The sequence below is a fragment of the Reyranella sp. genome, assembly GCF_050185545.1.
In the GTDB taxonomy this organism is placed as follows: Bacteria; Pseudomonadota; Alphaproteobacteria; order Reyranellales; family Reyranellaceae; genus Reyranella.
This window is the reverse complement of the sequence record NZ_JBFWZI010000011.1, coordinates 25709-51467: the sequence shown is the minus strand read 5'-3', so window position 1 is coordinate 51467 and position 25759 is coordinate 25709. Positions and strand designations below refer to the sequence as shown.

General features: G+C 66.2%; 25 protein-coding genes and 1 tRNA gene. 12 read left to right on the top strand and 14 right to left on the bottom strand.

The window, feature by feature from the left end; translation table 11 throughout:
• Window positions 1-3: 3 nt before the first annotated feature.
• Window positions 4-1083: a DUF1501 domain-containing protein gene (locus AB7O82_RS05025; protein ID WP_428540148.1), complete on the top strand. Its 1080-nt coding sequence runs from the start codon at window positions 4-6 to the stop codon at window positions 1081-1083.
• Window positions 1084-1110: 27 nt separating this feature from the next.
• Here the strand turns inward: AB7O82_RS05025 and AB7O82_RS05020 are convergent, their stop codons facing one another.
• From AB7O82_RS05020 to AB7O82_RS05000, 5 genes are all read right to left on the bottom strand, one after another.
• Window positions 1111-2475 carry an MFS transporter gene (locus AB7O82_RS05020; protein WP_428540145.1) on the bottom strand — a complete coding sequence of 455 codons (1365 nt, stop codon included), beginning with the start codon at window positions 2473-2475 and terminating at the stop codon, window positions 1111-1113.
• Between the two features lie 51 nt (window positions 2476-2526).
• Window positions 2527-3699: a class I SAM-dependent methyltransferase gene (locus tag AB7O82_RS05015; RefSeq protein WP_428540142.1), complete on the bottom strand. Its 1173-nt coding sequence runs from the start codon at window positions 3697-3699 to the stop codon at window positions 2527-2529.
• 13 nt (window positions 3700-3712) lie between these two features.
• Window positions 3713-4483, bottom strand: coding sequence for a DUF1365 domain-containing protein (locus tag AB7O82_RS05010; RefSeq protein WP_428540139.1), 771 nt, complete (start codon window positions 4481-4483; stop codon window positions 3713-3715).
• Window positions 4480-5847 (bottom strand): NAD(P)/FAD-dependent oxidoreductase, encoded by a 1368-nt coding sequence (locus AB7O82_RS05005; protein WP_428540136.1) that lies wholly within the window; start codon window positions 5845-5847, stop codon window positions 4480-4482. The genes AB7O82_RS05010 and AB7O82_RS05005 overlap by 4 nt, the downstream gene beginning before the upstream one ends.
• Window positions 5848-6091: 244 nt before the next feature.
• A complete protein-coding gene (locus AB7O82_RS05000) occupies window positions 6092-6892 on the bottom strand; it encodes an EipB family protein (RefSeq protein WP_428540133.1) in 801 nt (266 codons plus the stop codon).
• 290 nt (window positions 6893-7182) lie between these two features.
• On the opposite strand from AB7O82_RS05000, the gene pdeM reads away from it, so the two are divergent.
• On the top strand, window positions 7183-7878 hold the full coding sequence (gene pdeM / locus AB7O82_RS04995) for a ligase-associated DNA damage response endonuclease PdeM (protein ID WP_428540130.1): 696 nt from the start codon (window positions 7183-7185) through the stop codon (window positions 7876-7878).
• A gap of 115 nt (window positions 7879-7993) precedes the next feature.
• On the opposite strand, the gene AB7O82_RS04990 is transcribed toward pdeM, so the two are convergent.
• Window positions 7994-8794: a 2-keto-4-pentenoate hydratase gene (locus AB7O82_RS04990; protein ID WP_428540127.1), complete on the bottom strand. Its 801-nt coding sequence runs from the start codon at window positions 8792-8794 to the stop codon at window positions 7994-7996.
• A 48-nt stretch (window positions 8795-8842) separates the two neighbouring features.
• On the opposite strand from AB7O82_RS04990, the gene mobA reads away from it, so the two are divergent.
• From mobA to dksA, 5 genes are all read left to right on the top strand, one after another.
• Window positions 8843-9538, top strand: a complete 696-nt coding sequence (mobA, locus tag AB7O82_RS04985) for a molybdenum cofactor guanylyltransferase (RefSeq protein ID WP_428540124.1) — start codon at window positions 8843-8845, stop codon at window positions 9536-9538.
• Window positions 9539-9634: 96 nt separating this feature from the next.
• On the top strand, window positions 9635-9880 hold the full coding sequence (locus tag AB7O82_RS04980; RefSeq protein ID WP_428540121.1) for a DUF2282 domain-containing protein: 246 nt from the start codon (window positions 9635-9637) through the stop codon (window positions 9878-9880).
• Window positions 9881-10030: 150 nt separating this feature from the next.
• Entirely contained in the window at window positions 10031-10882 is an 852-nt protein-coding gene (locus AB7O82_RS04975) for a DUF692 domain-containing protein (protein WP_428540118.1), read from the top strand.
• The gene (locus AB7O82_RS04970; protein WP_428540115.1) at window positions 10863-11630 is read left to right on the top strand and encodes a putative DNA-binding domain-containing protein; all 768 of its coding nucleotides are present in this window, start codon (window positions 10863-10865) and stop codon (window positions 11628-11630) included. Before AB7O82_RS04975 ends, AB7O82_RS04970 begins: the two co-directional genes overlap by 20 nt.
• A 199-nt stretch (window positions 11631-11829) precedes the next feature.
• Window positions 11830-12255, top strand: a complete 426-nt coding sequence (gene dksA / locus AB7O82_RS04965; protein WP_395713187.1) for an RNA polymerase-binding protein DksA — start codon at window positions 11830-11832, stop codon at window positions 12253-12255.
• Window positions 12256-12448: 193 nt separating this feature from the next.
• Here dksA and AB7O82_RS04960 read toward each other — a convergent pair whose 3' ends face one another.
• The 3 genes from AB7O82_RS04960 to AB7O82_RS04950 all read right to left on the bottom strand — a co-directional run bounded on the left by AB7O82_RS04960 (window position 12449) and on the right by AB7O82_RS04950 (window position 16694).
• On the bottom strand, window positions 12449-13912 hold the full coding sequence (locus tag AB7O82_RS04960; protein WP_428540112.1) for an N-acyl-D-amino-acid deacylase family protein: 1464 nt from the start codon (window positions 13910-13912) through the stop codon (window positions 12449-12451).
• A 10-nt stretch (window positions 13913-13922) separates the two neighbouring features.
• Entirely contained in the window at window positions 13923-15422 is a 1500-nt protein-coding gene (locus AB7O82_RS04955) for a M81 family metallopeptidase (RefSeq protein ID WP_428540109.1), read from the bottom strand.
• A gap of 372 nt (window positions 15423-15794) precedes the next feature.
• A complete protein-coding gene (locus tag AB7O82_RS04950; protein WP_428618753.1) occupies window positions 15795-16694 on the bottom strand; it encodes an N-formylglutamate amidohydrolase in 900 nt (299 codons plus the stop codon).
• Window positions 16695-16890: 196 nt separating this feature from the next.
• Here AB7O82_RS04950 and AB7O82_RS04945 point away from each other — a divergent pair.
• Window positions 16891-16965: transfer RNA gene (locus tag AB7O82_RS04945), tRNA-Val, on the top strand.
• A 276-nt stretch (window positions 16966-17241) separates the two neighbouring features.
• Here AB7O82_RS04945 and AB7O82_RS04940 read toward each other — a convergent pair.
• Window positions 17242-17499 carry a type II toxin-antitoxin system HicB family antitoxin gene (locus AB7O82_RS04940; protein ID WP_428540103.1) on the bottom strand — a complete coding sequence of 86 codons (258 nt, stop codon included), beginning with the start codon at window positions 17497-17499 and terminating at the stop codon, window positions 17242-17244.
• Window positions 17500-17687: 188 nt separating this feature from the next.
• Here AB7O82_RS04940 and AB7O82_RS04935 point away from each other — a divergent pair, with 188 nt between their 5' ends.
• From AB7O82_RS04935 to AB7O82_RS04920, 4 genes are all read left to right on the top strand, one after another.
• Window positions 17688-19733: an NAD(+) synthase gene (locus AB7O82_RS04935; RefSeq protein WP_428540100.1), complete on the top strand. Its 2046-nt coding sequence runs from the start codon at window positions 17688-17690 to the stop codon at window positions 19731-19733.
• A gap of 222 nt (window positions 19734-19955) precedes the next feature.
• Entirely contained in the window at window positions 19956-20363 is a 408-nt protein-coding gene (locus AB7O82_RS04930; protein WP_428540097.1) for a rhodanese-like domain-containing protein, read from the top strand.
• A 10-nt stretch (window positions 20364-20373) separates the two neighbouring features.
• Window positions 20374-21975 (top strand): class I adenylate-forming enzyme family protein, encoded by a 1602-nt coding sequence (locus tag AB7O82_RS04925; RefSeq protein ID WP_428540094.1) that lies wholly within the window; start codon window positions 20374-20376, stop codon window positions 21973-21975.
• A 7-nt stretch (window positions 21976-21982) separates the two neighbouring features.
• Entirely contained in the window at window positions 21983-22453 is a 471-nt protein-coding gene (locus tag AB7O82_RS04920) for a DUF3237 domain-containing protein (RefSeq protein ID WP_428540091.1), read from the top strand.
• Window positions 22454-22549: 96 nt separating this feature from the next.
• On the opposite strand, the gene AB7O82_RS04915 is transcribed toward AB7O82_RS04920, so the two are convergent.
• From AB7O82_RS04915 to AB7O82_RS04900, 4 genes are all read right to left on the bottom strand, one after another.
• Entirely contained in the window at window positions 22550-23401 is an 852-nt protein-coding gene (locus AB7O82_RS04915) for an alpha/beta fold hydrolase (RefSeq protein WP_428540088.1), read from the bottom strand.
• A gap of 3 nt (window positions 23402-23404) precedes the next feature.
• Window positions 23405-23788, bottom strand: coding sequence for a hypothetical protein (locus tag AB7O82_RS04910; protein WP_428543717.1), 384 nt, complete (start codon window positions 23786-23788; stop codon window positions 23405-23407).
• Window positions 23785-24495: a DUF6134 family protein gene (locus AB7O82_RS04905; protein ID WP_428543715.1), complete on the bottom strand. Its 711-nt coding sequence runs from the start codon at window positions 24493-24495 to the stop codon at window positions 23785-23787. Before AB7O82_RS04905 ends, AB7O82_RS04910 begins: the two co-directional genes overlap by 4 nt.
• A 67-nt stretch (window positions 24496-24562) precedes the next feature.
• A complete protein-coding gene (locus tag AB7O82_RS04900) occupies window positions 24563-25747 on the bottom strand; it encodes a CaiB/BaiF CoA transferase family protein (RefSeq protein ID WP_428543713.1) in 1185 nt (394 codons plus the stop codon).
• Window positions 25748-25759: the final 12 nt, after the last annotated feature.

The window sequence follows — 25759 nt, the reverse complement described above, 5'->3', positions numbered from 1 at the left end:
CGCATGAGCCGGATCCTTCTCCTGGTCGAGCTCAAGGGCGGCAACGATGGGCTGAACACCGTCGTGCCCTACGCCGATGCCAGGTACCGCGAGCTGCGGCCAGGACTCGGCGTAGCCCGCGACCACGTCCTGCAGCTCGACGAGCGAGTCGGGCTCAACCACAAGCTCGAGCCGCTGATGGAAGCGTGGAAGGCGGGCGACCTCGCGATCGTGCAGGGCGTCGGCTACCCCTATCCCAATCGTTCACATTTCCGCTCGATCGAGATCTGGGACACCGCGTCGGCCTCCAATCAGACCCTGAGCGAAGGCTGGATCGCCCAGGCCTTCCGCGGCACGACGCTCGCCAAGGGCGCCGGCGTCGACAGCATCGTAATCGACACCAACGCGCTGCCCAGCACCGGGCCCGAACTGCGCACCATCGTGATGCAGGACGCCGAGGCCTTCCTGCGCCAGGCCCAGGGCATCAAGAACCCGGCCGGCATGTCCGACAACGGCAATCCGGCGCTGCGTCACCTGCTGATGGTGCGCCAGGAAATCAATGCGGCGGCCCAAGGGCTGAGCGACAAGCTGCGCAGCGCGCCGGCGCCGGCCGAAGGCTACGGGCAGGATCTGTTCTTCGGTCGCCAGCTCGACCTCGCGACCCGTGTGCTGACGGCGAGGGTGCCGGTCGTGGTGGTCAAGACCGCGCTCGGCGGCTTCGACACGCATGCCAACCAAGCGTCGGTGCACGAGCGGTTGCTCGCGTTCCTGGCGACCAACCTCGCGACACTGCGGCGGAACTTGATCGCGGCGAACCTGTGGAACGACGTGGTCGTGATGACCTATTCGGAGTTCGGCCGGCGGGCCAGGCAGAACGCCAGCGGCGGCACCGACCATGGCGCGGCGGCGCCGCTGTTCGTCATGGGCGGCGGCGTCAAGGGCGGCCTGCACGGCGCCTATCCGTCGCTCTCCGACCTGCAGGACGGCGACCTGCGCCACGCCGTCGACTTCCGCAGCGTGTTCGCGACGGTGGCCCATGGCTGCTGGGGCCTGTCGCGCGATTTCGGCCTGCGCCAGCCGCAGCGGCTGGGGTTTCTGGGGTGATCTTTCTCCTCCCCAGCTTCGCTGGGGTCAGGCTCTCATCAACTCATCTCGCACGGAGCCGCGTTCGGCTTCGATGCGGATGAACCAGATCAGCACGCCGGCTCCCACTTTGATCAGCACCGGAAGGACGATGTAGACGATGACCAGCGCCGTCGTGCCGTAGTGGCCGGTCGCCGGATTGAAGCCCAGCATGGCGGCGACCGGCAGCGACCCGGCGGCTCCGATCGCCGTGGCGAGCTTGGTCGCGAGCGCCCAAAGGCCGAAGTAGGTGCCGGTCTTGCCCTTGGTGTCGCCGCCTTCGCTGGAGTTGATGACGTCCGCCAGGATCGAGGGCGGCAGCCCGTAATCGGCGCCGATGCCGAGGCCGGTTACCACCGAGATGGCGAGGAACCAGTAGAAATCGCCGGGCCCGATCATGAGGGCAAGTGACATGGCGATCGCCGTCAGGACGATGCCGACGAACCAGGCGACGGCCTTGCTGAGGCGCCGCGACAGCAGCAGCCAGAACGGCACGCTGGCGGCGCCGGCGACGAAGTAGGTGAGCAGGATGATGCCGGCCTGCAGCTTGCCGCCCTTCAGGACGTGCTCGACGTAGAACAGCATCACCGTCACGGCGACGCCGAGCGCCGCGCCGTTGACGACGAAGATCAGCAGCAGGCGGCGGAACAGCCGGTTCTTGAGCGGCGCGAAGAAGGCAACGAAGGCGGTGCCCTTGGGATGCAAGACCGGCGGATGGACCGACTGGCCCGCCCAGCCGAACGTTGGCAGGCCGAACAGCAAGACGATCGGCAGGAAGACCAGACCGAGCGCGCTGTAGCCCTCCGCGTCGCCAAAATTGGCGGTGAGCCAGGTCGGCAGGACGACGGCGGCGGTCATGCCGAGCAGGCCGAACACCTCGCGGCCCACTGTCACCTTGGTGCGCTCATTGTAGTCGTCGGTGAGCTCGGCACCATGGGCGTGGTAGCTGATGGACACGCCCGAATAGCCGAGATGGACCAACAGCAGCGCCAGGGTCAGCCAGACCGCCATCAGCGTCTGGTTGCCGAACCAGGCGTCCGGCGGATCGAACAGCATGTAGAAGCCGCCGCCCAGCAAGGGCGTCATCAGCGCCACGAAGGCGAGCCTTCCGCGCTTGCCGTAGCGTGTGAATCGGTCGCTGATCAGGCCGATCACCGGATCCTGGATGGCGTCGACGACCCGGGCGAAGATAAAGATCGGCCCCATGATCTGGAGCGACAGCTTCAGGATCTCGCCGTAGAAATGGCTGACGTTCAGCACGACTGGCAGCGCCGCCATGGCGAGCGGAAGCTGCAGGGTGGAGTAGGCGACCAGGCGGTCGAACTTGATTTTGACAGGTGCCGCTGTCGCGTACCCGGTCGATCCTGCATTCACCCGAAGGCCTTCCCTGTCCGCACCCGTTTCGGTGCCTATGATTGCTGCCAGTTATATATGTCGGAAGTGTGCCTGCAAGACGTCCGTACGGCCGGTCGAGAAGCCGGCTGCGCAATAGGCGAGGTAATAGCGCCACATGCGGCGGAAACGGTCGTCGAAGCCCAGCCGGGCGACCTGGTCGGCCACCCGGTCGAAGCGACCCAGCCAGGTATCGAGGGTGCGAGCATAGTCCAGTCCAAAACTGTAGAGTTCCGCAACCTTCAACCCCGCCAACCTGCACTGCTCGCGCAATGCCGCCGGCGACAGCAGCATGCCGCCGGGAAATACGTAGGTCTGGATGAAATCAGGCCGCCGCCGGTAGCTGTCGAAGAGCTCGTCGGCGATGACGATGGCCTGGACCAGCGCCGAGCCGCCGGGAACAACGTGTCGCTTCAGGACCGCGAAATAATCCGGCCAGTAGCGCTCACCCACCGCCTCGATCATCTCGATCGACACGATATGGTCGTAGCGGCCGGTCATGTCGCGATAGTCACGGAACTGCAAGTCGACGCGATCGGCGAGGCCGGTCCGCTGCAGTCGCTCGCGCGCGTACTCGAGCTGCTTCTGCGAGATGGTGACGCCGGTGACCCGCATACCGCGCCGCGCCGCCGTCTCTGCGAAGCCACCCCAACCGCAGCCGATTTCGAGGATGCTGTCACCCTGCCTTGCCCCGATCTGGTCGAGGATGCGCTCGTACTTGGCACTCTGCGCCGCCTCGAGCGGCTTGCCGCGCTCGCCTGCATAAAGCGCCGACGAATAGGTCATCGAGGGATCGAGCCACAGGCCATAGAAATCGTTGCCGAGATCGTAATGGGCGTGGATGTTCCGCCGGGCACCGGAGCGGGAATTGTCGCGCCGACGATGCAGCACCTTCAGCAGCAGGCCGTGCACCAGATTGGGCCGCGCCATGCGCCCGAGCGCCTTCTCGTTCTCCGCAAGGAGGGCGATCAGACCGGCGAGGTCGGTCGAATCGCAGAGCCCCTCCATGTAGGCTTCGGCAAAGCCGATATCGCCGTCGAGCAGAACGCGGCGAAAGAAGCGCCAGTCGTTGACCTGCAGATCGCCGGCGGGTTCGGCTGTCGGATCGCCCAAGATGCGCACCGAACCATCGGGCAATCGCAGGGTCAGGTGGCCGACGGCAAATCGTTCGAGGGCCTTGAGGACGAAGCGGGCGGCGAGCGTCATGTCGTCGTCTGAATCAGCGGGTTACCAGCTCCGCGGGCGGCGGCGGCTTGCGATAGAATCTCGCCCGCTTGCGCCATAGATGCAAGGCCTGCCAATGGATCTTGACGATGACGGCGAGCGTCATGGTGGGGTTGGCGAGAAAGTGCCGCAGCACCGTCCGATCGTCGAGTGCGAGGCGCCGGCCGCCGACCGAGGTCGCCAGCATCAAGCCGCCCGAATCGTAATAGTTGACGTCGACATGGGCGCGTTCGGCGTCGAGCCGGAAGCGGAAACGATAATTCCCATCGACCGGCAGAAAGGGCGACACGTGAAACGCCTTGCGGCCCTCCAGCCAGCAAGCGGCCTCGATCGGTCGCCGGTCGTCGTGATGGACCAGATAGCAATGGCTCTCACCGAAGGTGTTGTTGACCTCGCACAGCACGGCGCGCAGTGCGCCGCCACGATCACGGCAGAACCAGAAGCTCACCGGGTTGAAGACGTAGCCCAGCAGGCGCGGCATGGTCATCAGGGTAACCTCGCCGTCGCGGAGCTCGGCCAGACCATGGGTATCGAAAATCCGCTCCAGCCAGGCGCGGAGATCGGAACCGTCATGCGCGCCATGGTCGGCGCGATGGAAGGCGACCAGACCGCCACGATCGACCTTGAGCCAGCGGCCGGCCAGCCGATCGAGGGCGCCGAGGTCGAGACAGAGATACCCCGTGCGGTAGCGGAAGGCATTTACGCTGGGTCGCAGACGCCGATGTACGATTGCGGCGTCGATGATGCTGTGCGGATTGGGGTTCATGACGTGCCTGGCGCGATGCGCGCCGTCACCGGCAGGGGAATCGGGTTGAGCGTGGGCCGGCCGGCGACAACGCACGGCGGATCGCCGACGCGGCGATGTTCGCCGGGCAGCGGCCAGGGACGGCGTACGCCGAGCTGCTCGGCGACGTCGAGGCCGGCCGACAAGGCGTCCTCGTGAAAACCGTAGCCGCAGTAGCTGCCGCAGAAAAAGACGTCGCGCACGCCCTGGATGGCGTGCAGCTCGCGCTGGGCGCGGATCGCCGGAGCATCGTACATGGGATGCTCGAAGCTGAAGCGGGCGTGCGTCGCGGCCGGCTGCGGCGGGCGTCCCGGGTTGACCGAGACGAACAGCGGTGCTGTGGCGGGCAGGTTCTGCAAACGATTCATCCAGTACGTGACGCTGACCGGGCTTGCGCGGTCGGCCCGTTCGGCGACGTAGTTCCAGCTCGACCACACCGACGGCCGGCGCGGCATCAGGGACGGGTCGCCGTGCAGCCAGACCGCGTTGGTCGAATAGGCGAACCGGCCGAGCAGGTCGCGTTCGCGCCGGTCGGAATCGCCGAGAAGGGCGAGCGCCTGGTCGGCATGGCAGGCGAGCACGACCTTGTCGAAGCGGTCCCAGTGTCCCGACAGGTCGCGCACGTGGACACCGTCCGAAGCGCGACGGATGGTGGCGACGGCCTTGCCGAGCCGGGCGGCGCGACGCAGCGGGGTCGCCAGGCGTTCGACATAGGAGCGGCTGCCGCCGCTCACCGTGCGCCATTGCAGCTGCGGCCCGATCGTCAGCAGTCCGTGATTCGAGAAGAAGCGCACGAAGGTCTGCGCCGGATAGTCGAGCATGCGCCCGAGCGGGGTCGACCAGATGCACGAGGCCATCGGCATCAGATAGCGATCGCGGAAGGCCTCGCCCAGGCCCGCTTCGGCGACGAAGTCGCCGATGGTGAAGCCGAGATCCTCGCATCTCTCCAGGAGGCGGGGCGCCAGGCGATTGAAGCGCAGGATATCGTGCGTCATGCGCAGGAAGGACGGCCGCACTAGGTTGCGCCGCTGGCCGAGATAGCCGCCGAACGAGCTGCCGTACTCGAAGCGGCCGTCGTCGAGACTGACGGCGAACGACATGTCGGAAGGCTCCGTGGCGACGCCGAGATGGTCGAACAGTGCCACCAGGTTGGGATAATTGCGCTCGTTGAACACGATGAAGCCGACATCGACCGGCAGACGCCCGGCGGCCGTGTCGACCTCGACGGTGCAGGAATGGCCGCCGAAGCGATTGTCCTTCTCGTAGACGACGATCTCGTGGCGACGGCTGAGCAGCCAGGCGGCACCCAGTCCGCCGACGCCTCCGCCGATGACGGCGATTCTCATTGCTTAAGCCCCGCTGGCGATTGTTCCGGTTTTCATACGTCGGGCGGGCGACGACGGATGATTCGGATTTCCCTTGCCCCCCGTCATCGGGGGAGGTGCCCCGAAGGGCCGGAGGGGGAAGGCCGCAGTCGCGTTCCATGACTTTCCGACGTCGAAATCAGAGTCATCCCGTGTGCGGCTTTCCCCCCTCCGCCCCGTATGACGGGGCACCTCCCCGATGACGGGGGAGGCAAACAAAGGGCGCCTACGACCTCGGGCAGACCGGAGCGGGGCGCATCTCAAGCGACTGGAGGTCGGCGGTGACGCTCACCAGGCCGGTCTCGACGGTGAGGCGATCGACGACGCCGTTTTCGTAGACCAGGGCCTGCACGGTGAAGAGCGGTCGCTGGTCCTGCCGACGGCCACGGGTGAAGGACAGGAACGCAGGCCACGATTGGCCGGCCGGGACCGAGACCGCCCGGTCGGCCGGGCGGGCGCCGCGCAGGCTCGCGCGATCCTGCTCGGTCACGTCGACCAGGAAGGCGTCGCTGATCACCTCGCCGTCGAACATCAGCGCGGGGAAGGAGGTGGCCTTGGCGCGCAGCCGGTCGATCAGATAGTCGAGCGCGGCAACCGGCAACATGGTGGGCGGAGGCAGGACAAGCTGCTGCGGCGGACCCTCGCCCAGGACGATTTCGGCACGGGTCTCGCCGGAACGCCTTTGGACGCGGCCCTTCATCTCGCGCTGGCTGCCGTTCTGGATCTGCACGGTGCTGTAGCGCAGTGCAGCCCGCGACTCCTCAGCGTCGAACTTCGAGGACAGGCTGATGCGCCACGACGTGGTGAGGGCGATGTCGCTTCTGATGTCGCGCTTCAGCCGCCATCCGGCGCAGTCCTGGCTGAGATCGTTGATCGCGGTGCCGATACGGGCGGCATTGGCGGCGACCCCCAGGCGCAGCACGTACTCGGCGCGATGCGGCTGGACCTGCGCGCCGGCGGCGATCGGGCAGGCCGCCGCGAGGAGCGCAAGTCCGGCAGCGGCAAGAGTGTTCACAATGCAAGGCATCGCGGCACCTTGCGCAGCGTGCCGCATCGGGTCAATCGTGGACGCATGCCCCTTCACCACATCCTTGCCGCAGTTCGAGGGACACGGCGCCCGCTGCCGGACATGGGGCCGCCGAGCGAGCTAGCCGATCTGGTGGAGGTCTACGCCCACGGTCAGCCCAACGGACTGCGCAAATGGTGGACCGGCCAGCCCGCCAGGGATTGGACCTCCGGCCGCGTTGCGCTCACCAACCGGGAGATGCGCGGGGTCTGGCCGCTCGTGCCGACCGGCGCTCGTGTGCTTATCCATCCATGACGCCGTTCGACTTCGAATGCGCCGGCGAGCGCCTGCAGGCCCTGCCGGCCGGCGCCCTGTACTGGCCCGCGCGGCGCCTTCTGGCGGTCGCCGACCTGCATCTGGAGAAGGGCTCGTCCTACGCCGTTGCGGCACGCAAGCTGCTGCCGCGCCACGACACGCGGCAGACGCTGGGCCTGCTCGCCCGCCTGATCGAGGCATGGCGCCCGGCGACCGTGATGTGCCTCGGCGATTCCCTGCACGATCGCGGCGCGGCGGCACGTCTGCCCGAACCCGAGCGACACGAGATCGTGCGTCTCGCCTCTCTCTCGCGCTTCATCTGGATCGCCGGCAACCACGATCCGGCGCCGCCGCCGGCAGGGTGGGGTGAGACTGCCGAGGAGTTCGGTGAGGGCCCGCTGACCTTCCGCCACGAAGCGCGATTCGGTCCGGCCGACGGCGAGATCTCAGGTCACTACCATCCGGTGGCCGCGCTCACCGTGCGCGGGCGCGGCCTGCGCCGGCGCTGTTTCCTGACCGACGGGCGGCGCCTCATCCTGCCGGCCTTCGGTGCCTATGCCGGCGGGCTGAACGCCCTCGACCCCGCCATCGCCCAGCTCTTCCCCGACGACTACGATGCGCTGGTCGTAGGGCGCGACACCGTGCACCGCCTGTCGTGGCGACGATTACGGCGGGATGCGGTGCTGGCCTGAGAGGCACGTCTCCTACCCTCCCCCGTAACCGGAGGAGGTGCCCCCGAAGGGGCGTCCCGTATGACGGGGCACCTCCCCCGACTACGGGGAGGTCTGAAGATGGAGGCGATGAAGGCTACTTCGGCAGCTCGTACTTAAGGGTCACCTCGCCGAGTCCCTCGACGCGGCCGACGGCGGTGCTGCCGGGCGGCACGAACTGGCAGGCGACCATGCTGCCGGTCGAAACGATCATGCCCTTCCTGAGCCGTTTGCCGTGCTCGCCGAGCTTGTTGGCGAGCCAGGCTAGCGAGTTGTAGCAATGGCCCAGCACGTCGCCCGAGTGGCCCGTGCGCACCACCGTACCGTCGAAGGCAATTGAGCCGTTCAGGTTCCCGAGATCGAGCTTGCTCCAGTCCTTGTTCGGCCTGGCGAGCAGGGAGCCGCCGTTCCAGCCGACGTCCATCACCAGCCAGTTGACGCTGAGGCGGCTGTAGTCGGCGCCGCGGTCGTCGATCAGCTCGAAGCCGGCGCGCGCATCGCCGACGTAGGGCGCGATCGAGCCCTTGTCGTAGTCCTTGCCCCTGGGGGCGGGGACGTCGGCGTTGACCGTCAGGATGATCTCGAGCTCGACGCCGAGCCGCGCCCAGCGATCGGCGCGCACCGAGGCCTTGTGCTCGAACACGCGCCTGCGACGGATCGGGCCGTAGGCGGGGCCGCGCAACCCCGTCTGCTCCCAGATTTGCGGTGATGTGAGGGCGATCTTGTAGCCGACCAGCGGGCCCTCCTTGGGCACCAGCTTCTTCAGCACCGCGTCCTGGACCTTGTAGGCGGTCCGCTCGTCGTCGATCGTGTACTGGGCCGGCCACCAGCCGACGACAGCGCGTGCCTTGTGAACCGAATGAATCCAGCTGGCCGCCTTGGCAACGCTGAACGCCATGTTTTCCTCCCCCTTGTCTGGGCGCTTGCGGGCCGCATAGTGCAGCGCATGACGACGAAGGCGAAGCAGGTTTTTGGTCCGGTGCGCGCCGGGGCGGTGGTTGGCGTGGTGCTGGCCGGCGGCGAGGGGCGGCGCATGGGGCCGGGCGTGCTGAAGCCGCTGCGCCGGCTCGGCGGCCGGCCGATGGTCGCCCATGTCGTCGAGCGGCTGCGCCCGCAGGTCATGGACCTGGTGCTGGTGGCCAACGATCCCTTGCCGGGAACACGCGCCCTCAAGGTCCCGATCATTCCAGATCCGCCCGACCTGCAGCGTGCCGCGCGCCGCGATGGTCGACGGCTCGGACCCCTGGCCGGCATCCTGGCCGGCATGGAATGGACGCTCCGGCATCATCCCCATGCCGGCTGGATCCTGACGGCGCCGGCCGACGTGCCGTTCCTGCCGCTCGATCTCACGGTGAGGCTGTGCGGCCTGATGCATGTTCCAGAGCCGGACGTGCTGATGGTCCGTCATGGTCGGCGGCGCGAGCACACGCTGGCGATCTGGTCGGTGAAGCTCGCCGCCGATCTTCGCCGTGCCGTGCTGGACGAGGGGGTGCGGCGGGTCGAGGAGTTCGCCGGCCGACACCGGCTGGCAGAGCTCGTCTGGACCGGCGCGCCGGAGGCCTTCCTGAACGTCAACACGCCGGAATCGCTGACTGCCGCCGAGCGGCAGCTCGCACGGATGGCCGCCAACAAGTTTTCGTGACTCCCGGCTATCGATACGATAGCCGCCGTGTGAGGAATGGTGAGCCGGAACTGGCGTATAAGGCTTGCCGCGTCATCCCATACCAGGAGGACATCGATGAAACCGACTCGCATCGCAATCGCCTCGGCGCTCGCAGCCGCCCTCGTCCTGCCGGCTGCCGCCCAGGCGCAGGGCAACATGGAGAAGTGCTACGGTGTCGCGAAGGCCGGCAAGAACGACTGTCAGACCGCCTCGTCGTCGTGCGCCGGCACGTCCAAAAAGGATGCCCAGGCCGACGCCTGGATCTCGGTTCCCAAGGGCACCTGCGACAAGCTGATCGGCGGTAAGCTCAGCGCCGGGTGAGAAACTGCGCCTCCCCAGGGGAGGCGTCGCCGTCTTACGGCGACGGAGGGGTCATGGACCTCACAAACCATGACCCCTCCGTCCGCGAAGACGCGGACACCTCCCCAGCGGAGCTCGGGAGGAGAGCATGAGTGAAGACGGCCTGACCCCATGACCCCCACCGTCGGAATCGGACTGCGTTCGCCGCATCTTGTCGAGATCGCGCAAGAACTGCCTGCGACCGGGTTCCTGGAGATCCACGCCGAGAACTACCTTGCGGCGTCGCCGGCGCTGCAGCGCGTCGAGCGGCTGCGCGCCGACTACGAATTCTCCGTTCACGCGGTGGGACTGTCGCTGGGGTCGGCCGAGGGCCTCGACGAAGGTCATCTCGCCAGGGTCGTGGCGCTGGTCGACCGCCTGCAACCGGCCCTGGTCTCCGATCACCTGTCGTGGAGCGTGCTCGATGGGCGCTACTTCAACGACCTTCTGCCGCTCCCCTGCACAGAGGAGGCACTCGACGTCGTCGTGCGCAACGTCGGGCGCCTGCAGGACGCGCTCGGCCGTCCCGTCTCGATCGAGAATCCGTCGTGTTATCTCGCCTTCGCCCATTCGACCCTGACCGAGCCGGAGTTCCTCGGCGAGCTGGTGCGGCGCACCGGCTGCGGCCTGTTGCTCGACGTCAACAACATTGTCGTGACAGCGCATAACCTGCGGCTGGATCCACATGCTTGGTTGGCGGACCTGCCGGGCGATGCGATCACCGAGTACCACTTGGCCGGCCATGCCGTGAACGACGCCGACGGCGAGACCATCCTGATCGACGATCACGGGTCGCGCGCCAGCGAGGGCGTGTGGCACCTGTTCGACGCGACCATCGAGCGCTTCGGCGCCCGCCCAACCCTGATCGAATGGGACACGGATCTCCCGCCGCTCGCCGTCCTGCTCGACGAAGCCGCACGGGCTACGGCGGCGATGTCGCGCGCCGGGACCCCAGGGGCTCGTCATGCCGCTCACGCTGCCTGAATTGCAGCGGGCTTTTGCGGGCCACTTGGTCGGCGCCGATCGGGCCGAGCTCCTCGCCCACGTGGTCGGTGATAGGATTCCGGCCGAAGCGCGCCTCGCCGTCTACCGGCATCACGTTCAGCACAGCCTTGCCGCCGCGCTGGCGACGACGTTCTCGACCGTGCAGGCGGTGGTCGGCGAGGAGTTCTTCCGGCAGCTCGCACGGGCCTTTGTCCGGCAATGCCTGCCGACGCAGCCTGTTCTGGCCGAGTATGGCGCGGGCTTGGCGGATTTCATCGCCAGCTATGGACCGGCAAGCGACCTGCCTTACTTGGCCGATGTCGCACGCCTCGACTGGGCCCTCAATGTGGCGTACCAGGCGTCCCGCGTTGAAGGCCTTGGCCCCTCCGATCTTGCGGTGATCGAGGCCGATCGGCTGCCCTCGATGTCGTTGTCGCTGGCGCCTGGGACGACGCTCGTCACCTCGCGCTATCCGCTTGGACGCATCTGGCTGGCCAGCCAGCCGGGGGCGGAAGGCGGTTCGATCGACCTGCACTCGGGCGACGCGCGCCTGCTCGTCATCCGCCGCACGGACGACGCGGCCTTTGTCGAGCTGGCGGCCGGCGAGGCCGCCTTTGTTGCGGAATTGCTGGCAGGACGGTCGATTGAGCGGGCCGCCGAAGCGGCCTTTCAGGTCGATGGCGCGTTCGATCTTTCTGTCGCCTTCGCCCGCCTGCTCGGCCTGCGGGTAGCTGATGCGGTGCAATAGGGTCGGTCACCGTAGCGTCACAATCCTGCACATTCCGGGCCAAATCCCTGCCGACTGTTTTGCTGCAGTGCACGACAAGTAATGGTTGGCAACCGTGAACGATGTTGCAGGGCGGCTCGCCATCCCTATACTCCGCGCGCCTTGACGGACCCGTCTTTCCCCCTGAGGCGGGAAGTAGCTGCGAGTGGAGTTGCCGACGATGTCGATTACGTTGCCGCAGAATTATCGGCCGACGGACCGCGAATCCTTTATGAATCCGATGCAGCAGGAATACTTCCGACAAAAGCTGCTCAAGTGGAAAGCCGAGCTTGTCGAGGAATCAAATCAGACATTGCAGAATATGCAGGAAGAGAGCTTGGCGCAGCCCGACCTCGCCGACCGTGCCACCGCCGAGACAGACCGATCCCTCGAGCTTCGTACACGTGACCGCTTTCGCAAGCTGATCTCCAAGATCGACCAGGCGTTGAAGTCGATCGAGGAAGGCACCTATGGCTACTGCGAGGAGACCGGCGAGCCGATCTCGCTGAAGCGCCTGGAAGCCCGCCCAATCGCCACCTTGTCGGTCGAAGCGCAGGAGCGCCACGAACGCATGGAGCGGACGCGCCGCGACGAAGGCGCGGACTGATTGGCGGTTGTAGGATGATCTCTTACTTCTCCTCCCCCGTAATCGGGGGAGGTGGCCTGGCAGTGCCGGAGGGGGAAGGCCGCAGTCGCGATACTTCCGATTCTGACGTCGGAATCTTCTACATCCTGAGTGGGGCTTTCCCCCTCCGCCCCGTATGACGGGGCACCTCCCCCGTATGACGGGGAGGCGGAACCTAGGTCGCCTTCGCTTCGGCCTGCAGGTCCTGTCGCCGGAGCGTGCGGCCGGCGCGGCCTTCGCCGGGCTTGCCGTCGCGCCAGACGATGGCGCCGTTGCACAGGACCGTGTCGATGCCCTTTGCCGGCGAGATCGGCTTGTCGAAGGTCGCGGTGTCGATCACGGTCGCCGGATCGAATACGCAGACGTCGGCATAGAAACCTGGCTTTATCTCGCCGCGCTTCGTGAGCCGGAAGCGCTCCGCCGAATACGACGTCATGCGGCGCACGGCGTCCTCGAGCGGGAACAGCTTGAGCTCGCGCGAATAATGGCCGAGCACGCGCGGGAAGGTGCCCCACAGACGCGGATGCGGATGGGTGTCGAACGGGATGCCGTCCGAGCCGATCATGGCGCCAGGATGGGCCATCGCCTTCTGTACATCCTTCTCGTCCATCATGAAGTAGATGGCGCCGGCGGGTTGCAGCCGGTCGGCGGCCTCGTAGATCGAGCAGCCCATTTCGCGCGCGATGTCGGCGAGGTCGCGGCCGCTCACGTCCTTCACCGTGTCCGACCAGGTGATCAGGACCTTGTCGGCGCGGTCGAGCATCTCGCTGCGCAGGATCGTCGAGCCGGCGATGTAGGGGTAGACGTCGAAGGCGATTTCCTGCTGCTTCATCGCCTCGCTGAACTTGGGCAGCGTCTCGGCCATGCGGCCGAAGTTGGCGCGGCCCGAGCATTTGTGATGTGAGACGATGATCGGCGCACCGGCACGGCGGCCGATCTCGAAGGTCTCGTCCATCGACTTCAGGATGTTATCGCCTTCGTCGCGCATGTGGGCGGTATAGACGCCACCCCACTTGCCGAGCGGTTTGGCGACCTCGGCAACCTCGTCGGTTGAGGCTGCCATCGCGGGCGGATAGAACAGGCCGCTCGACATGCCGATGGCGCCCTGCTTGAGGCTCTGGTCGAGCAACTCGCGCATGGTCGCGATCTCCGACGCGCTCGCCTGGCGCGCCAGGTCGTTGCCGAGCGCGTTGAAGCGCAGGGTCGAATGACCGATCAGGAAGGCCCCGTTGATGGCGGGCCTGGCGGCATCGACCTTGGCCACGAACTCGGCGAAGCTCCGCGACACGTTGGCCTTGTTCTTGACGATCAGCGACAGGAAATGGCCGATGTCGTCACGCACGAACGGCGCGGCGGAGGCGCCGCAATTGCCGCAGACGACGGTGGTGACACCCTGGCTTGCCTTCATCGCCATGGTCGGATTGTCGATCAGGGCGGTGTCGTCGTGGGTATGGACGTCGATGAAGCCGGGCGCCACGACCTTGCCCGCGGCGTCGATTTCGTTGTCACCGCGCAAGCTGCCCGGCGCCTCGACCGCGGCGATGCGGTCGCCCTTCAGCGCCACGTCCGCCACGAAGAGAGACTTGCCGGTGCCGTCGGCCACCTGGCCGTTTCGAATGACGATGTCATAGGTTGCCATCGTGTCTCTCCTAGGCTTCGTTGCGGCCGAGCCGCATGTCGAGGTCGAACGGATAGAGCGGCCGCTTGACCTTGGTGTACTTGAACAGGGCGAGGTCGGAGGCGGTGCAGCCGTCGCCGTCGCACATGACGATGTGCTTGGCGATCGGCTCGAAGCCGGCCCGGAAATGCTGGCGCGACTTGATCAGCACGTACCTCTTACGCCGCGGGTCGATGCCGCAATGGGTGAATACGCCGAGGTCGAACGGCTCCGACCTCCTCTCCGACACGACGATCAGCATCTTGCCGGTATCGAGCACCGCGGTGCGGCCCATGCGCACGGTGGTGCCGGTGGCCATCGGGCCGGTGACGACGAATTGCCCGTCGGTGATCGCCTTGACCTTGCCGGTCACTTTGAGCGGCTTGCCCTTGAGGCCCATGGCCGGCATGTCGATCTTGCCGCCGAGTTGCAGGGTCACCTCGGCACCGACGCCAGCCTTGATCATCTGATCGACGCAGGCAGGGTCGCAGATCGGGCCGGCGCAGGCATCCTCGAGGCCTTGATTGATGGCCTCCTCGACGACGCTCATGACGTCCTGCGTGCCGCCCGAGGCGGTGTTGTCGCCGTGGTCGGCCATGACGATCGGCCCGCCCTCGAGCCCCTTGGCGCGCGCGACCTGGACCGAGAGCTTCTCGGGATGGAACAGGAAGCCCTCGCGCTTCTCCCAGGCGGTGTCGAGGATCTTGTTCAGCAGCACTTCACCTTCGGCCGTCCGCTTGTCGCAGACGATCACCGAGGACAAGGCTAGGTGAGGGATGTCGGCCTGGGGGAAGCCGCCGAACACCGATGCGTTGAGAATCTGGCCGCTGTCCTCGGCCTGGTTGGCCATGTCCATGAGGGTCTTCATCGGCTCGCGCGACGGTGTGTGGACCAGCGAGCTGCTCATGATTGGCCGGTTGCCCCACACCATGCGCGGCTCGACCTCGCCCGCCAGCATCCGCAACAGGGTGCGCCCGGCGCGCCGGGCCGTGTCGGCCATGTCGATGTGGGGATAGGTGCGGTAGCCGGTGATGATGGTGGCGCCCCGGATCATGGCGTCGGTCATCTGGGTGTGGAAATCGAGCGCCACCGCGATTGGCACGTCGGGTGCGATCCTGCGGATGCGGTTCAACAGCTCCCCCTCGCCGTCGTCGTGGTGCTCGGCCACCATGGCGCCGTGCAGGGCGAGCAGGACGGCGTCGCAGCCCTTCGTGACCTCGTCGACGATCGCCGTCGTCATTTGCTCGTATGCCGGCTTGGTGACCAGGCCGGAGGGATGGGCCGAGGCCGCCATCGGCACGGTGAACTCGGCGCCGGCCTTGCGCGCCACCTCGATGAAGCCGCCGAGCGAGGTATTGGTACCTTCGGCCTCCTTGATCGCCGGCGCCCCGGACAGGGCGCCGGATCGGGCGAACGACTCTATTGGGGTGGGCAGGGGCGAAAATGTGTTGGTTTCATGCATCATCATCGCCACTACGAATTTCCGCGCCACGTCGTCCTCCCGTTGGGTTGGTCAAGCCATTGAGCAATCTATCGAATCGCCGCCTGTCGCGTGGTCCCCGCAGGCTTGCGCTATTTGCAGACCAGCCTTCCGCATTGTGCGTTGCAAAAAAGACACACCCAAATCACAGGATGAAAAGGCGGTAAATGTGTGAATTCAGACGCTTTTTTTTCTCTTGAAATCTCTTCGCAGATGCACCATTTTCAGCGGGCAGCAAACGCCGCCTCGGCGGCCTCTGTGTTTGCTGTATGCCCGTCTTGGGCGTTTCCTCCCTAAACTCGGGCCGTGCTTGTCACGGCCCTTTTTTTCTGCGCATCGCCGGGAGCGCGCCACAGGAGTGGCGCGCTCCCGGCGTGGACGCACCTACTCCGCCGCCAGGGGACGGGGCGACAGCTGGGAGAGGGCTTCGCTGGCCAGCTCCTCCAGCAGTCGGCTCATCAGGCGTTCGACGATGCCCGCCGTGGGCAGCTTCTCGTGGCGCAGCTCGTCCATGTAGAGCGCGCGATTGATCTCAATTTGCAAAGTGTGCCGACCGACATCAGGGCGGCCGTAACGCTGTGTCGTGAAGCCGCCGGCGTAAGGCTGGTTGCGTTGCACCCGAAGCCCGCGGCCAGCCAGCCAGCGCTCGACCCAATCGACCAGGTATGAGGCGCAGGCCTCGCCATGATTGTCGCCGAGCACGATATCGACGCGATGATCGCGATCGCGCGGCCCCAGGCCGGAGGCCGAGGACGGCATCGAATGGGCGTCGATCAGCAAAGTGCTTCCGAAGGTGCGGTGGGTCTGCTCGACCAGCGACGACAAGGCGGCGTGATAGGGTCGCCAGCACGACGACAGGCGCAGCTCGATCTCGTCCGAGGAAACACGCGTGCGGTAGATCGGCTCGCCGCTCGCCGCCACGCGCGGGATCATGCCGAGACCCGCCGCAACCCGGCTGCTGCGATGATTGAGCGGCCGCGGCAGGGGGCCCTCGAACATCGCCGGGTCGAGCTCGTAGGGCTCCCGGTTCGCGTCGACGTAGGAGCGGGGAAACCGCGCGGCCAACAGGGGAATGCCGATCGCGGGGGCGATGGCGAACAGCTCGTCGACGAAGGCGTCCTCGGCCCGCCGCAGCGCCGCCAGCGGCACCGCTGCTTCGGCCAGGAAAGAGGCGGGATAGTGGGACCCGCTGTGGGGCGAGGCGACGACCACGGGGGCGGTCTGGCGATGTGGCAGTCGGCAATCCAACGCCAAGGACTCGGGCTCGACGGGCGAAAACTCCATTGAATTCTCATAGCGCGCGGCGCGGGTCGCGTCACGCACCGTGCGGCTGCGCGTCCAGCATACGTGCGGCTGCGCGTCCCGCATACGTGCGGCGGCATGCCTGGCATGCGTGCCCACGCTCCGTAACGCACACCGCCATGCTTCGCATACTTGCCAACCGGAGGGCAGCGATGTAGACGACCGCACGCCCGGCGATGGGCGCGTAGCTCAGCGGTAGAGCACTGTCTTGACATGGCAGGGGTCACAGGTTCAAACCCTGTCGCGCCCACCATCGCCGAAATCCAACAAAATCAAGGATATGAGGCACCGACCCGCCGGTGCGATTGGTGTTCTCCACACTGGCAAAGCTACCAGAGAGTGGACACATTTCGAATCCCCCGACATTCGGAATCCATCCAATTCCGATGTCAGAATCTCAAAGATCTCGTTTGAAGCCTTTCCCCTCCGCCCCCCGTTCGGGGGCACCTCCCCCGTAAGACGGGGAGGACTGGATATGTGTCTACTTCCTATCGGTGAAGCCGGCGAGGAGATTAATGGGCATGCTCGGTCACCCGAGCACAAGCAGCAGTCTTCGATAGGGGCCGTGGTGATCGCCAAAGGGAAGAGCATCGGCAGCACTGGGTCGCGGTTTCGGCAGTCCTTTGCTGGCGATCTTTCGAAGGAGCTCGCGAGCGCAACGAGACAGCTCGCGGACGACGTCCTCCTCGACGAAGCTGGAGGCCGTCGCGCCGGGCAGATCCGGCACCCAACCGACCAGCAAACCTTCCTTCGTCCGGCGAATAAGCGCGTAGTAGCGGAAATCCATCGCTCCTCGTCCAGCCCGTTCTCGCCCGCCCGACCATGCAAGCGACGGTCCAACTGCCCGCAGGGCGACATGCAGTGGCACGGGTGACATTGATCCAGATCAAGGCGGCGAACGCCCGTGGCGCGACTTGACAGGAATGCGGAGGCAGGCTCAATCGCGGACACCCCATCACCGACGGCGACCATCCCTTGTCCGACTTCTACTCCCTCTACTCGCACGAGTTCGTGCGCGTCGCCTGTTGCGTGCCGCGTACCCGCGTCGCCGATGCTGCCTACAATCTCGCCGAGACCATCCGCCTGGCGCGCCTCGGCGATCGCGAAGGCGCCGCCATCATGGTGTTTCCGGAGCTCGGCCTCTCGTCCTACGCCATCGAGGATTTGCTGCTGCAGGATGCCTTGCTCGACCAGGTCGAGGCCTCGATCGCGGAGGTGGTCGCGGCGTCGCGCGATCTGTTTCCGGTCCTGATCGTCGGCGCGCCGTTGCGTTTGGCCGGCCGGCTCTACAATTCGGCGATCGTGATCCAGGGCGGTGCCATCTTGGGCGTCGTGCCCAAGACCTACCTCCCGAACTATCGCGAGTTCTACGAGAAGCGCCACTTCGTGTCGGGCGCCAATCTGATCGAGCACACGATCAGTCTGGCCGGTCGCGACGTGCCGTTCGGCACCGACATGCTGTTCCGCTCGACCGGCGCGGTGAAGCTCACCTTCCACGTCGAGATCTGCGAGGACATCTGGGTGCCTGTGCCGCCGTCGAGCCATGCCGCCTTGGCCGGCGCCGAGGTCCTGGTCAACCTCTCCGCGAGCAACATCACCATCGGGAAGGCCGATGCGCGCCGCCTGCTGTGCGGCAGCCAGTCGGCGCGCGGCATCGCCGCCTACGCCTACTCGGCCTCGGGACCGGGCGAGTCGACGACCGATCTCGCCTGGGACGGACACGCCGCGATCTACGAGTGCGGCGACCAGCTCGCCGAGTCGGCGCGCTTCGAGAAGGAATCGACCATCGTGCGCGCCGATGTAGATCTCGGCCGCATCCGCCAGGAGCGGCTGCGCAACAACGGCTTCGCCGATTGCGCGATGCTGGAAGGCGAGAAGGTCAGGCGCTTCCGCAAGGTCGATTTCGTGCTCGATGCGCCGGCAGCCGGCGTCGGGCTGGAACGGCCCATCGAGCGCTTTCCCTATGTGCCCTCGGACCCGGCCAAGCTGCGCGACAATTGCTACGAGGCCTATAACATCCAGATCCAGGGCTTGGCCCAGCGTCTGCATTCGAGCCGCACCGAGCGGGCGATCATCGGCGTGTCAGGCGGCCTCGATTCGACGCAGGCGCTGATCGTCGTCTGCCGGGCGATGGATCAGCTCGGCCTGCCGCGCAGGAACATATTCGCCTACACCCTGCCGGGTTTCGGCACGACCGACAAGACCTATCGCAACGCCTGGCGCCTCATGAAGGCGCTCGGCGTGACGGCGGGCGAGATCGACATCAAGCCGGCGGCGCGCCAGATGCTGGGCGACATTGGTCATGCCTTTGCCAAGGGCGAGCCGGTCTACGACATCACCTTTGAGAACGTGCAGGCAGGGCTGCGCACCGACTACCTGTTCCGCCTCGCCAACCAGCAGCGCGGCATGGTGGTGGGGACGGGCGACCTCTCCGAACTGGGGCTTGGCTGGTGCACCTACGGCGTCGGCGATCACATGTCGCACTACAATCCCAACGGCTCGGTCTCCAAGACGCTGATCCAGCACCTGATCCGCTTCGTCGCCGCGTCGGGCGACGTCGATAAGGAGACGGCGGCTGTCCTGCACGACATTCTGGACACCGAGATCTCGCCCGAGCTGATTCCCGTAGGCGCCTCAGGCACCATTCAGTCGACCGAGCAGTCCGTGGGTCCGTACTCGCTGCAGGATTTCAATCTCTTCTACCTGACGCGGCTCGGCTACCGGCCGTCTAAGATCGCGTTCCTTGCCTGGCATGCCTGGCACGACGTCGAGAAGGGCGTTTGGCCGGCCAACCTGCCGGCCGGCACGCGGCGCGCCTACACGCTCGAGGAGATTCGTCATTGGCTCGGGCACTTCCTGCGCCGCTTCTTTACCAACCAGTTCAAGCGCTCGGCGTTGCCCAATGGGCCGAAGATTTCGTCGGGCGGATCGCTGTCGCCGCGTGGCGACTGGCGCGCGCCGTCGGACGGCAGTCCCGACGTCTGGCTGCGCGAGCTCGCCGACCATGTGCCCGAGCGGTGAGATTCATCCTCCGCCCCAGCTTTGCTGGTGCTTTGCTGGGGAGGTGTCGCCGTCATACGAGGACGAAGGGGAATGGTCTTCAGGACCGCGGGCGTCCCGCCCGCTCATGATTTGAGCCGAGCGGGCGGGACGCGCGGTCCGGAAGATCATGAGTTTCTGTGGCACCCATTCAGCTCGAAGCCCTAAATTACCCTGAACGAATCAGCCCACCGGAGAAGGACCATGCCCCTCGAGATCAAGAAGACCGTGAAGCAGATGGTCGACGAGGCCAATGCAGCGATCGAGACCCTGCCGCTCGCCGAGGCGATCAAGATTCATGGCCAGCCCGGCGTCACCTTCATCGACATCCGCGATCCGCGCGAGCTGTGGCGCGACGGCACGATTCCCGGCGCCATCAATGTCACGCGCGGCATGCTCGAGATGTGGATCGATCCGCAGAGTCCCTACGCCAAGGAATACTTCCAGAGCGGCAACAAGTTCGTGTTCTTCTGCGCCGGCGCCTGGCGCTCGGCGCTCGCCACCAAGACGGCACAGGACATGGGGCTGACGCCCGTGGCTCACTTCGAAGGCGGGTTCGGGGCCTGGAAGAAGGCCGGCGGCCCGGTCGAGAAGGTCGAGCCGAAGAAGTAGGATTGTCGGCATGAGTCCCGACAGCGTGCTCGTGCCGCAGCCGACCCTGGACGACTTCCCGGAGTTCGCGTCGATCCCCGTGCGCGTGGCGCAGAACGCGCGCGCCTGGCCCGACAAGCGGGCGGTCGTCTGTGAGGACAGGGCCCTGAATTGGCGCGACTTCGATCGCCGGGTCGACAAGGTGGCGCATGCGCTGGCCGGCATGGGCGTTGGCCGCGGCGACAAGATCGCCATCCTGGCGGCCAACTCGGTCGAGTATCTCGAGACGTTCATGGGTGGCCTTCGGGCCGGCGCTTGCGTGGTGCCGCTGTCGACCATGGCGGCGGCCGATGCGCTGGAGAAGATGCTCGATGATTGCGATGCCAAGGTCCTTTTCCTGTCGGACCAGTATCGCAGCCTGGTCGAGCCCATTGAGGCGTGCCTCGCCAAGCTGATCGAGGGCGGCCGTATCGCCTTCGATTTCGCGCGTGGCGGGTGGCAAGGATATGAAGCGTGGCTGGCGCCGGCGTGCGACGCGCCGTTCGCGCAGCCGATCGGCGCGCTCGACGACTTCAACATCATCTACAGCTCGGGCACGACCGGGCTGCCCAAAGGCATCCTGCACAGTCACGTCATGCGCGACATGACGGCGGCGCGCTTCGCGGCGTTCGACTACGGGCCGGACACGATCTCGCTCGCCTCGACGCCGCTCTATTCCAACACTACCCTGGTCGCCGTTCTCGCAACCATTGGTCTCGGCGGCACGACTATCCTGATGCCGCGGTCAGACGTGGTGAAGTTCCTCGAGATCGCCCAGCGCGAGCGGGTCACCCACGCCATGCTGGTGCCGGTACAATACCAGCGCATCCTGGCGCATCCCGACTTCGGCAAGTACGACCTCGGCTCCTTCAAAGCCAAGCTGTCGACCAGCGCGCCGCTGCGCGCCCAGATCAAGGCCGACTGCGTGGCGCGCTGGCCGGGCCGCCTGATCGAGATCTATGGGCTAACCGAAGGCGGCGCGGCGTGCACGCTGGAGGCCAATCTTTTCCCGGACAAGCTCCACACTGTCGGCAAGCCGGGCCTGGGCAGCGAGATCGTCGTGCTCGACGAACAGGGCAAGGTGCTGCCGCAGGGCGAGGTCGGCGAACTAGCCGGCCGCGCCGAGCTGATGATGAAGGGCTACTACAAGCAGGCTGAGAAGACGCGCGACCTGTTCTGGCACGACGCCGCGGGTCGACTGTTCCTCAAATCGGGCGACATGGGACGCATCGACGAGGACGGCTTCGTCGTGCTGCTCGATCGCAAGAAAGACATGATCATTTCCGGCGGCTTCAACGTCTACGCTGCCGATATCGAGGTGCTGCTGCTCAGGCATCCCGACGTGATCGATGTCGCCGTGATCGGCATCCCGAGCGAGCAGTGGGGTGAATCGCCGATTGCGCTCTGCGTGCGCCGAGCCGGTGCATCGGTGAGCGAGGCTGAGATCCGCGACTGGGCCAACGGCCAGCTCGGCAAGACGCAGCGCCTGGTGGGAGTCGAGTTGCGCGATTCGCTGCCTCGCAGCACCATCGGCAAAGTCATGAAGCGCGACTTGCGTGAGCCCTACTGGGCGGGCCGCAACGCCAGGATTTGAGGCGAGAATGACCGAACCGACGCTTCGTACGTCCCACCTGTTCACGCTCCGCCTCACAGTCGATCCGAATTTCATCGACGTCGGCGAGACGCCATACGGCCGGCGGCGCATCGCCAGCGTCACCGGCGGCACGTTCGAAGGCGAGGAACTGCGGGGCACGGTGCTGCCGGCGCCCGGCGGCGACTGGCTGCTGCTGCGGCGGGACGGCATCCTGATGCTCGACGTGCGCATCACGCTCAAGACCGACGACGACCATCTGGTCTACATGAGCTATCGCGGCATGCGGCACGGTCCAGCCTTCGTGATGGAGCAGCTCAACCGCGGCGAGCCGGTCGACCCGGCGCAGTACTACTTCCGCACCACACCCTGCTTCGAGACCTCGTCGGAGAAGTACCGTTTTCTCAATCGCATCGTCGCCGTCGCCACCGGCCGCCGCGATCCCACCGGCCCGGTCTACGAGGTGTTCCAGGTGCTGTAAGGCTCATGGTCTTCCGGACCGCGAGCGTCTCGCTCGCTCATCCATCCCATGAGCGAGCGAGACGCTCGCGGTCCGGAAGAGGAAGACCATGAAGACCTATGACGTCGTGGCAATCCTCTCCAGCACCGGCAGGATGTACTCGCGGAACTTCGCCGGGTACTCGCTCATCGGGAAGTGGCCGAGCTCCTTCATGATCTGGACCTCGGCGCCCGGGATGTGGCGGGCCGTGCGCAGCGTGTCCTCCGGAGTGCAGGAGAAATCGTACTCGCCGGTCAGCAGGTAGAGCGGGCACACGTTGGTGTCGATCGCCTTGACCTTGTCGCGCAGGTCGCCGTCGACGCGATAGAAGTAGAGGTCGCCTTTGAACACGCCCGGACCGCTCTGCATGTACATCCACAGCGTTTCATGCCGGCTCGCCGGCGGGCTCTGCGGCGCCACCAGGCCGGAAACCAGGGCGGCGCACACCTCGCCGCCATGCACGTCGGGACGATGCAGCCAGGCGGTGTCGTACCAAGGCTGCTGGAAGTCGGCTGCCTCCAGGGCAATCAGCGCCCGGAACTCGGAAGCGTGGGCAATCGCGAGATTGAGCACGACGCGGCCGCCGATCGAGCAACCCATCACCACCGGCCGGTCGAGTTTCATGGTCTCGCAGAAGGCACGGATCGTCGACGTGTAGGTGGCCGTGGTCAGCCGATACTCGTCCTTTTGCCATCCATCGGGCGGCGTCGACTTGCCGTGCCACGGCATGTCGAACGCCAGCACGCGGAAGCGGCGGGTGACCTCGGGGTCGGCCATCAGATGGCGATACTGGCGGCCGTCGGCGCCGGCGGTATGCAGGCACACGAGCGGGATGCCTTGTCCCGCCTCCTCGAAGTAGATCCGGTGCGGGACACCGTCGATCATCGTCCGCAGGTAGCGGCCGACCATCGGTTCGAAGGCAGGCGCCATGGCTCAGTTGCCCTCCGACAGCCGGCGGGGGAGAGCCAGCAAATCCTTGAAGTACTGCAGGTTCTGCAGCAGCGGCCGCAGATCGCCGTCGAGTGCTGCGACGCCACGCTTGGTGAGCGCGAAGAGGTCGTGCCACCCGGGCTCGGGGACGCGCTGCCAATGGCGCTGCCACGCCTCTTCGCTGCCTCGGACCGAGAAGGCGACCGAGCGCATCAGGCGTGGACCGTGCGCGAATTCTTCGAGCTCGCCACCGCGGATCACGAGATGGAAAGGTTCGGCGCCGATCTCGACCCGGCACTCGGTGTCGACCCAGCGGCCGCGCCGGCGCAGATCGAGGTCGGCGGCGAGGAGGTCGGCCAGACGTTCGAAGCGCTGGACGGGGGTCATTCGCGCAGGACGTATTCGATTGACGAGCCGTCGTGCGCCGGGAACGCTGATTTCACCCATCGGCCGCGCTCGTCGAACCACTGGTCCATGCGGATGTCACCGGCATATCGGTAGCGCGTAGCCTGCACGACGCTGCCGTTCGCAAACTTGACGGGCTCGCGACCGACCGTCCTGATCTGCGTCTTCGACTTGGTGCCGTACTGGGTGTTGAGCAACGTCGACTGGCCGACCTGACTCACGTTCCAATGGGTCGTCGGCAGCAGGCTGGCCGGCAGAACCTCGCGCGCAAAGGTCGAAGGCTGCAATCCTTGATCGCTGGTCGCCGCCGCACCGCCAGTGGCCGCAGTCGACTGCCGCTCTACCGTAAGGCCATCGCCGCCGCGCTTTACGTTTACGACGTATTTCTGGCCGTTGTCGTCGGTGCGCGCTTCGAGCGCCTGGAGCGCATTGTTGCTCCAGACTTCCCTGCTGTTGTGCTGGTAGCGATAGGCGACGATGCCCAGCGCCCTGACGGTGAGGTCGACGGCAATGGTCACCGTCCGCTTGCTTCCATCGTGCTGGAACACGAGCGTGTGCTGGCCGATCGGCTGGCCGTTGCGATAAACGTCGAAGGTCAGGTTCTGGCCGTACGGGAACTCCTGGGTCGCGGCAGGAGTGGCGGCGGTACCTGATACGATCAGTGCGAAGGTTGCTGTGAGACTGCGCATATGTCTCCTCTGACCCTCACCCACTATAGACTGAGACGGCCCTCGGGATCACGCCGGAACTGAATGTTCAGACGACCCGGTCTGCCCGAAGCTTCTTGATGGCGGCCGCGTCGTAACCCAGCTCCTCCAGAATCTGATTCGTGTGCTCGCCAAGCTGCGGCGCACGGCGGCGGATGCTCAACGGTGTCCGCGAGAGCCGCACCGGCTCCTGCAGGATCGGCACCGGCTTGGCAGCCCCGGGGTAGTCCATGCCGTGCATGAAATTGGCCTGCTGGATGTGCGGGTCGTCGAGCGCCTGCTGGGGCGTGTAGACCGGGCCGGCTGGAATGCGGTTGGCCTCGAGCTCGGCCAGGGCCTGCTTGACCGTGCGCGCATCGCACCATTTCTGCATGATGGCCGACAGCGCCTCGCCGTTGTCGCCGCGCGCCAGATCGTCCTTGAAGCGCGGGTCTTTCAGCAGGCTCTCGTCGCCCATCAGCTTGCACCAGCGCACGAACAGCGGCTGTCCGATGGTCATGGCGTAGATCCAGCCATCCTGGCACTTGTAGGAATCGGACGGGCCGGCGGTGAAGCCGCGGTTAAGGGTGGCGATTCGATTGAGGTTGAGCATCGCCTGCTCGATCAGGTGGCCGTTGGTGATGTTGACCGCGGTACGCAGCAGTGCAGTCTCGACCTTCTGGCCCTTGCCTGATTTGGCACGATCCATCAGCGCGGCGAGCACGCCCACCGTGTTGAGCAGCGCGGTGCCGAAATCGACGTAGGGCGCGTTCATGCGCGTCGGCACCTTGCCGTCGCCCGACAGGAACATGGCGCCTGACATGGCCTGGCCGATCGTGTCGAAGCCGACGCGGGTGGCGTAGGGGCCTTCCGAGCCGAAGCACGAGGTGGTGGCGAGAATGATGCGCGAATTGATGGCGGAGATCGACTCGTAGTCGATGCCCATCTCCTGCAGCGTCTCGTACGGCAGGTTGGCGATGACGACGTCCGACACCGCGATCAGCTTCTTCACGATCTCGCGGCCCGCAGGCTTCATCGGGTTAAGCGTCAGCCCCAGCTTGTTGCGCCCCATCTGGAGGAACATGGCGCCTTCGCCGCCTTCGACCACCGGCGTCACCCAGCGGTCCTCGCTGCCATCCAGCTTCTCGATGCGGATCACCTCGGCGCCGAGATCGCCCAGCATGGTGCCGCAGAACGGACCGGCGATGTAGCGGCCGAAATCGAGAACGCGAACACCCTCCAGGACACCTGCCATGGACCCGTTTCC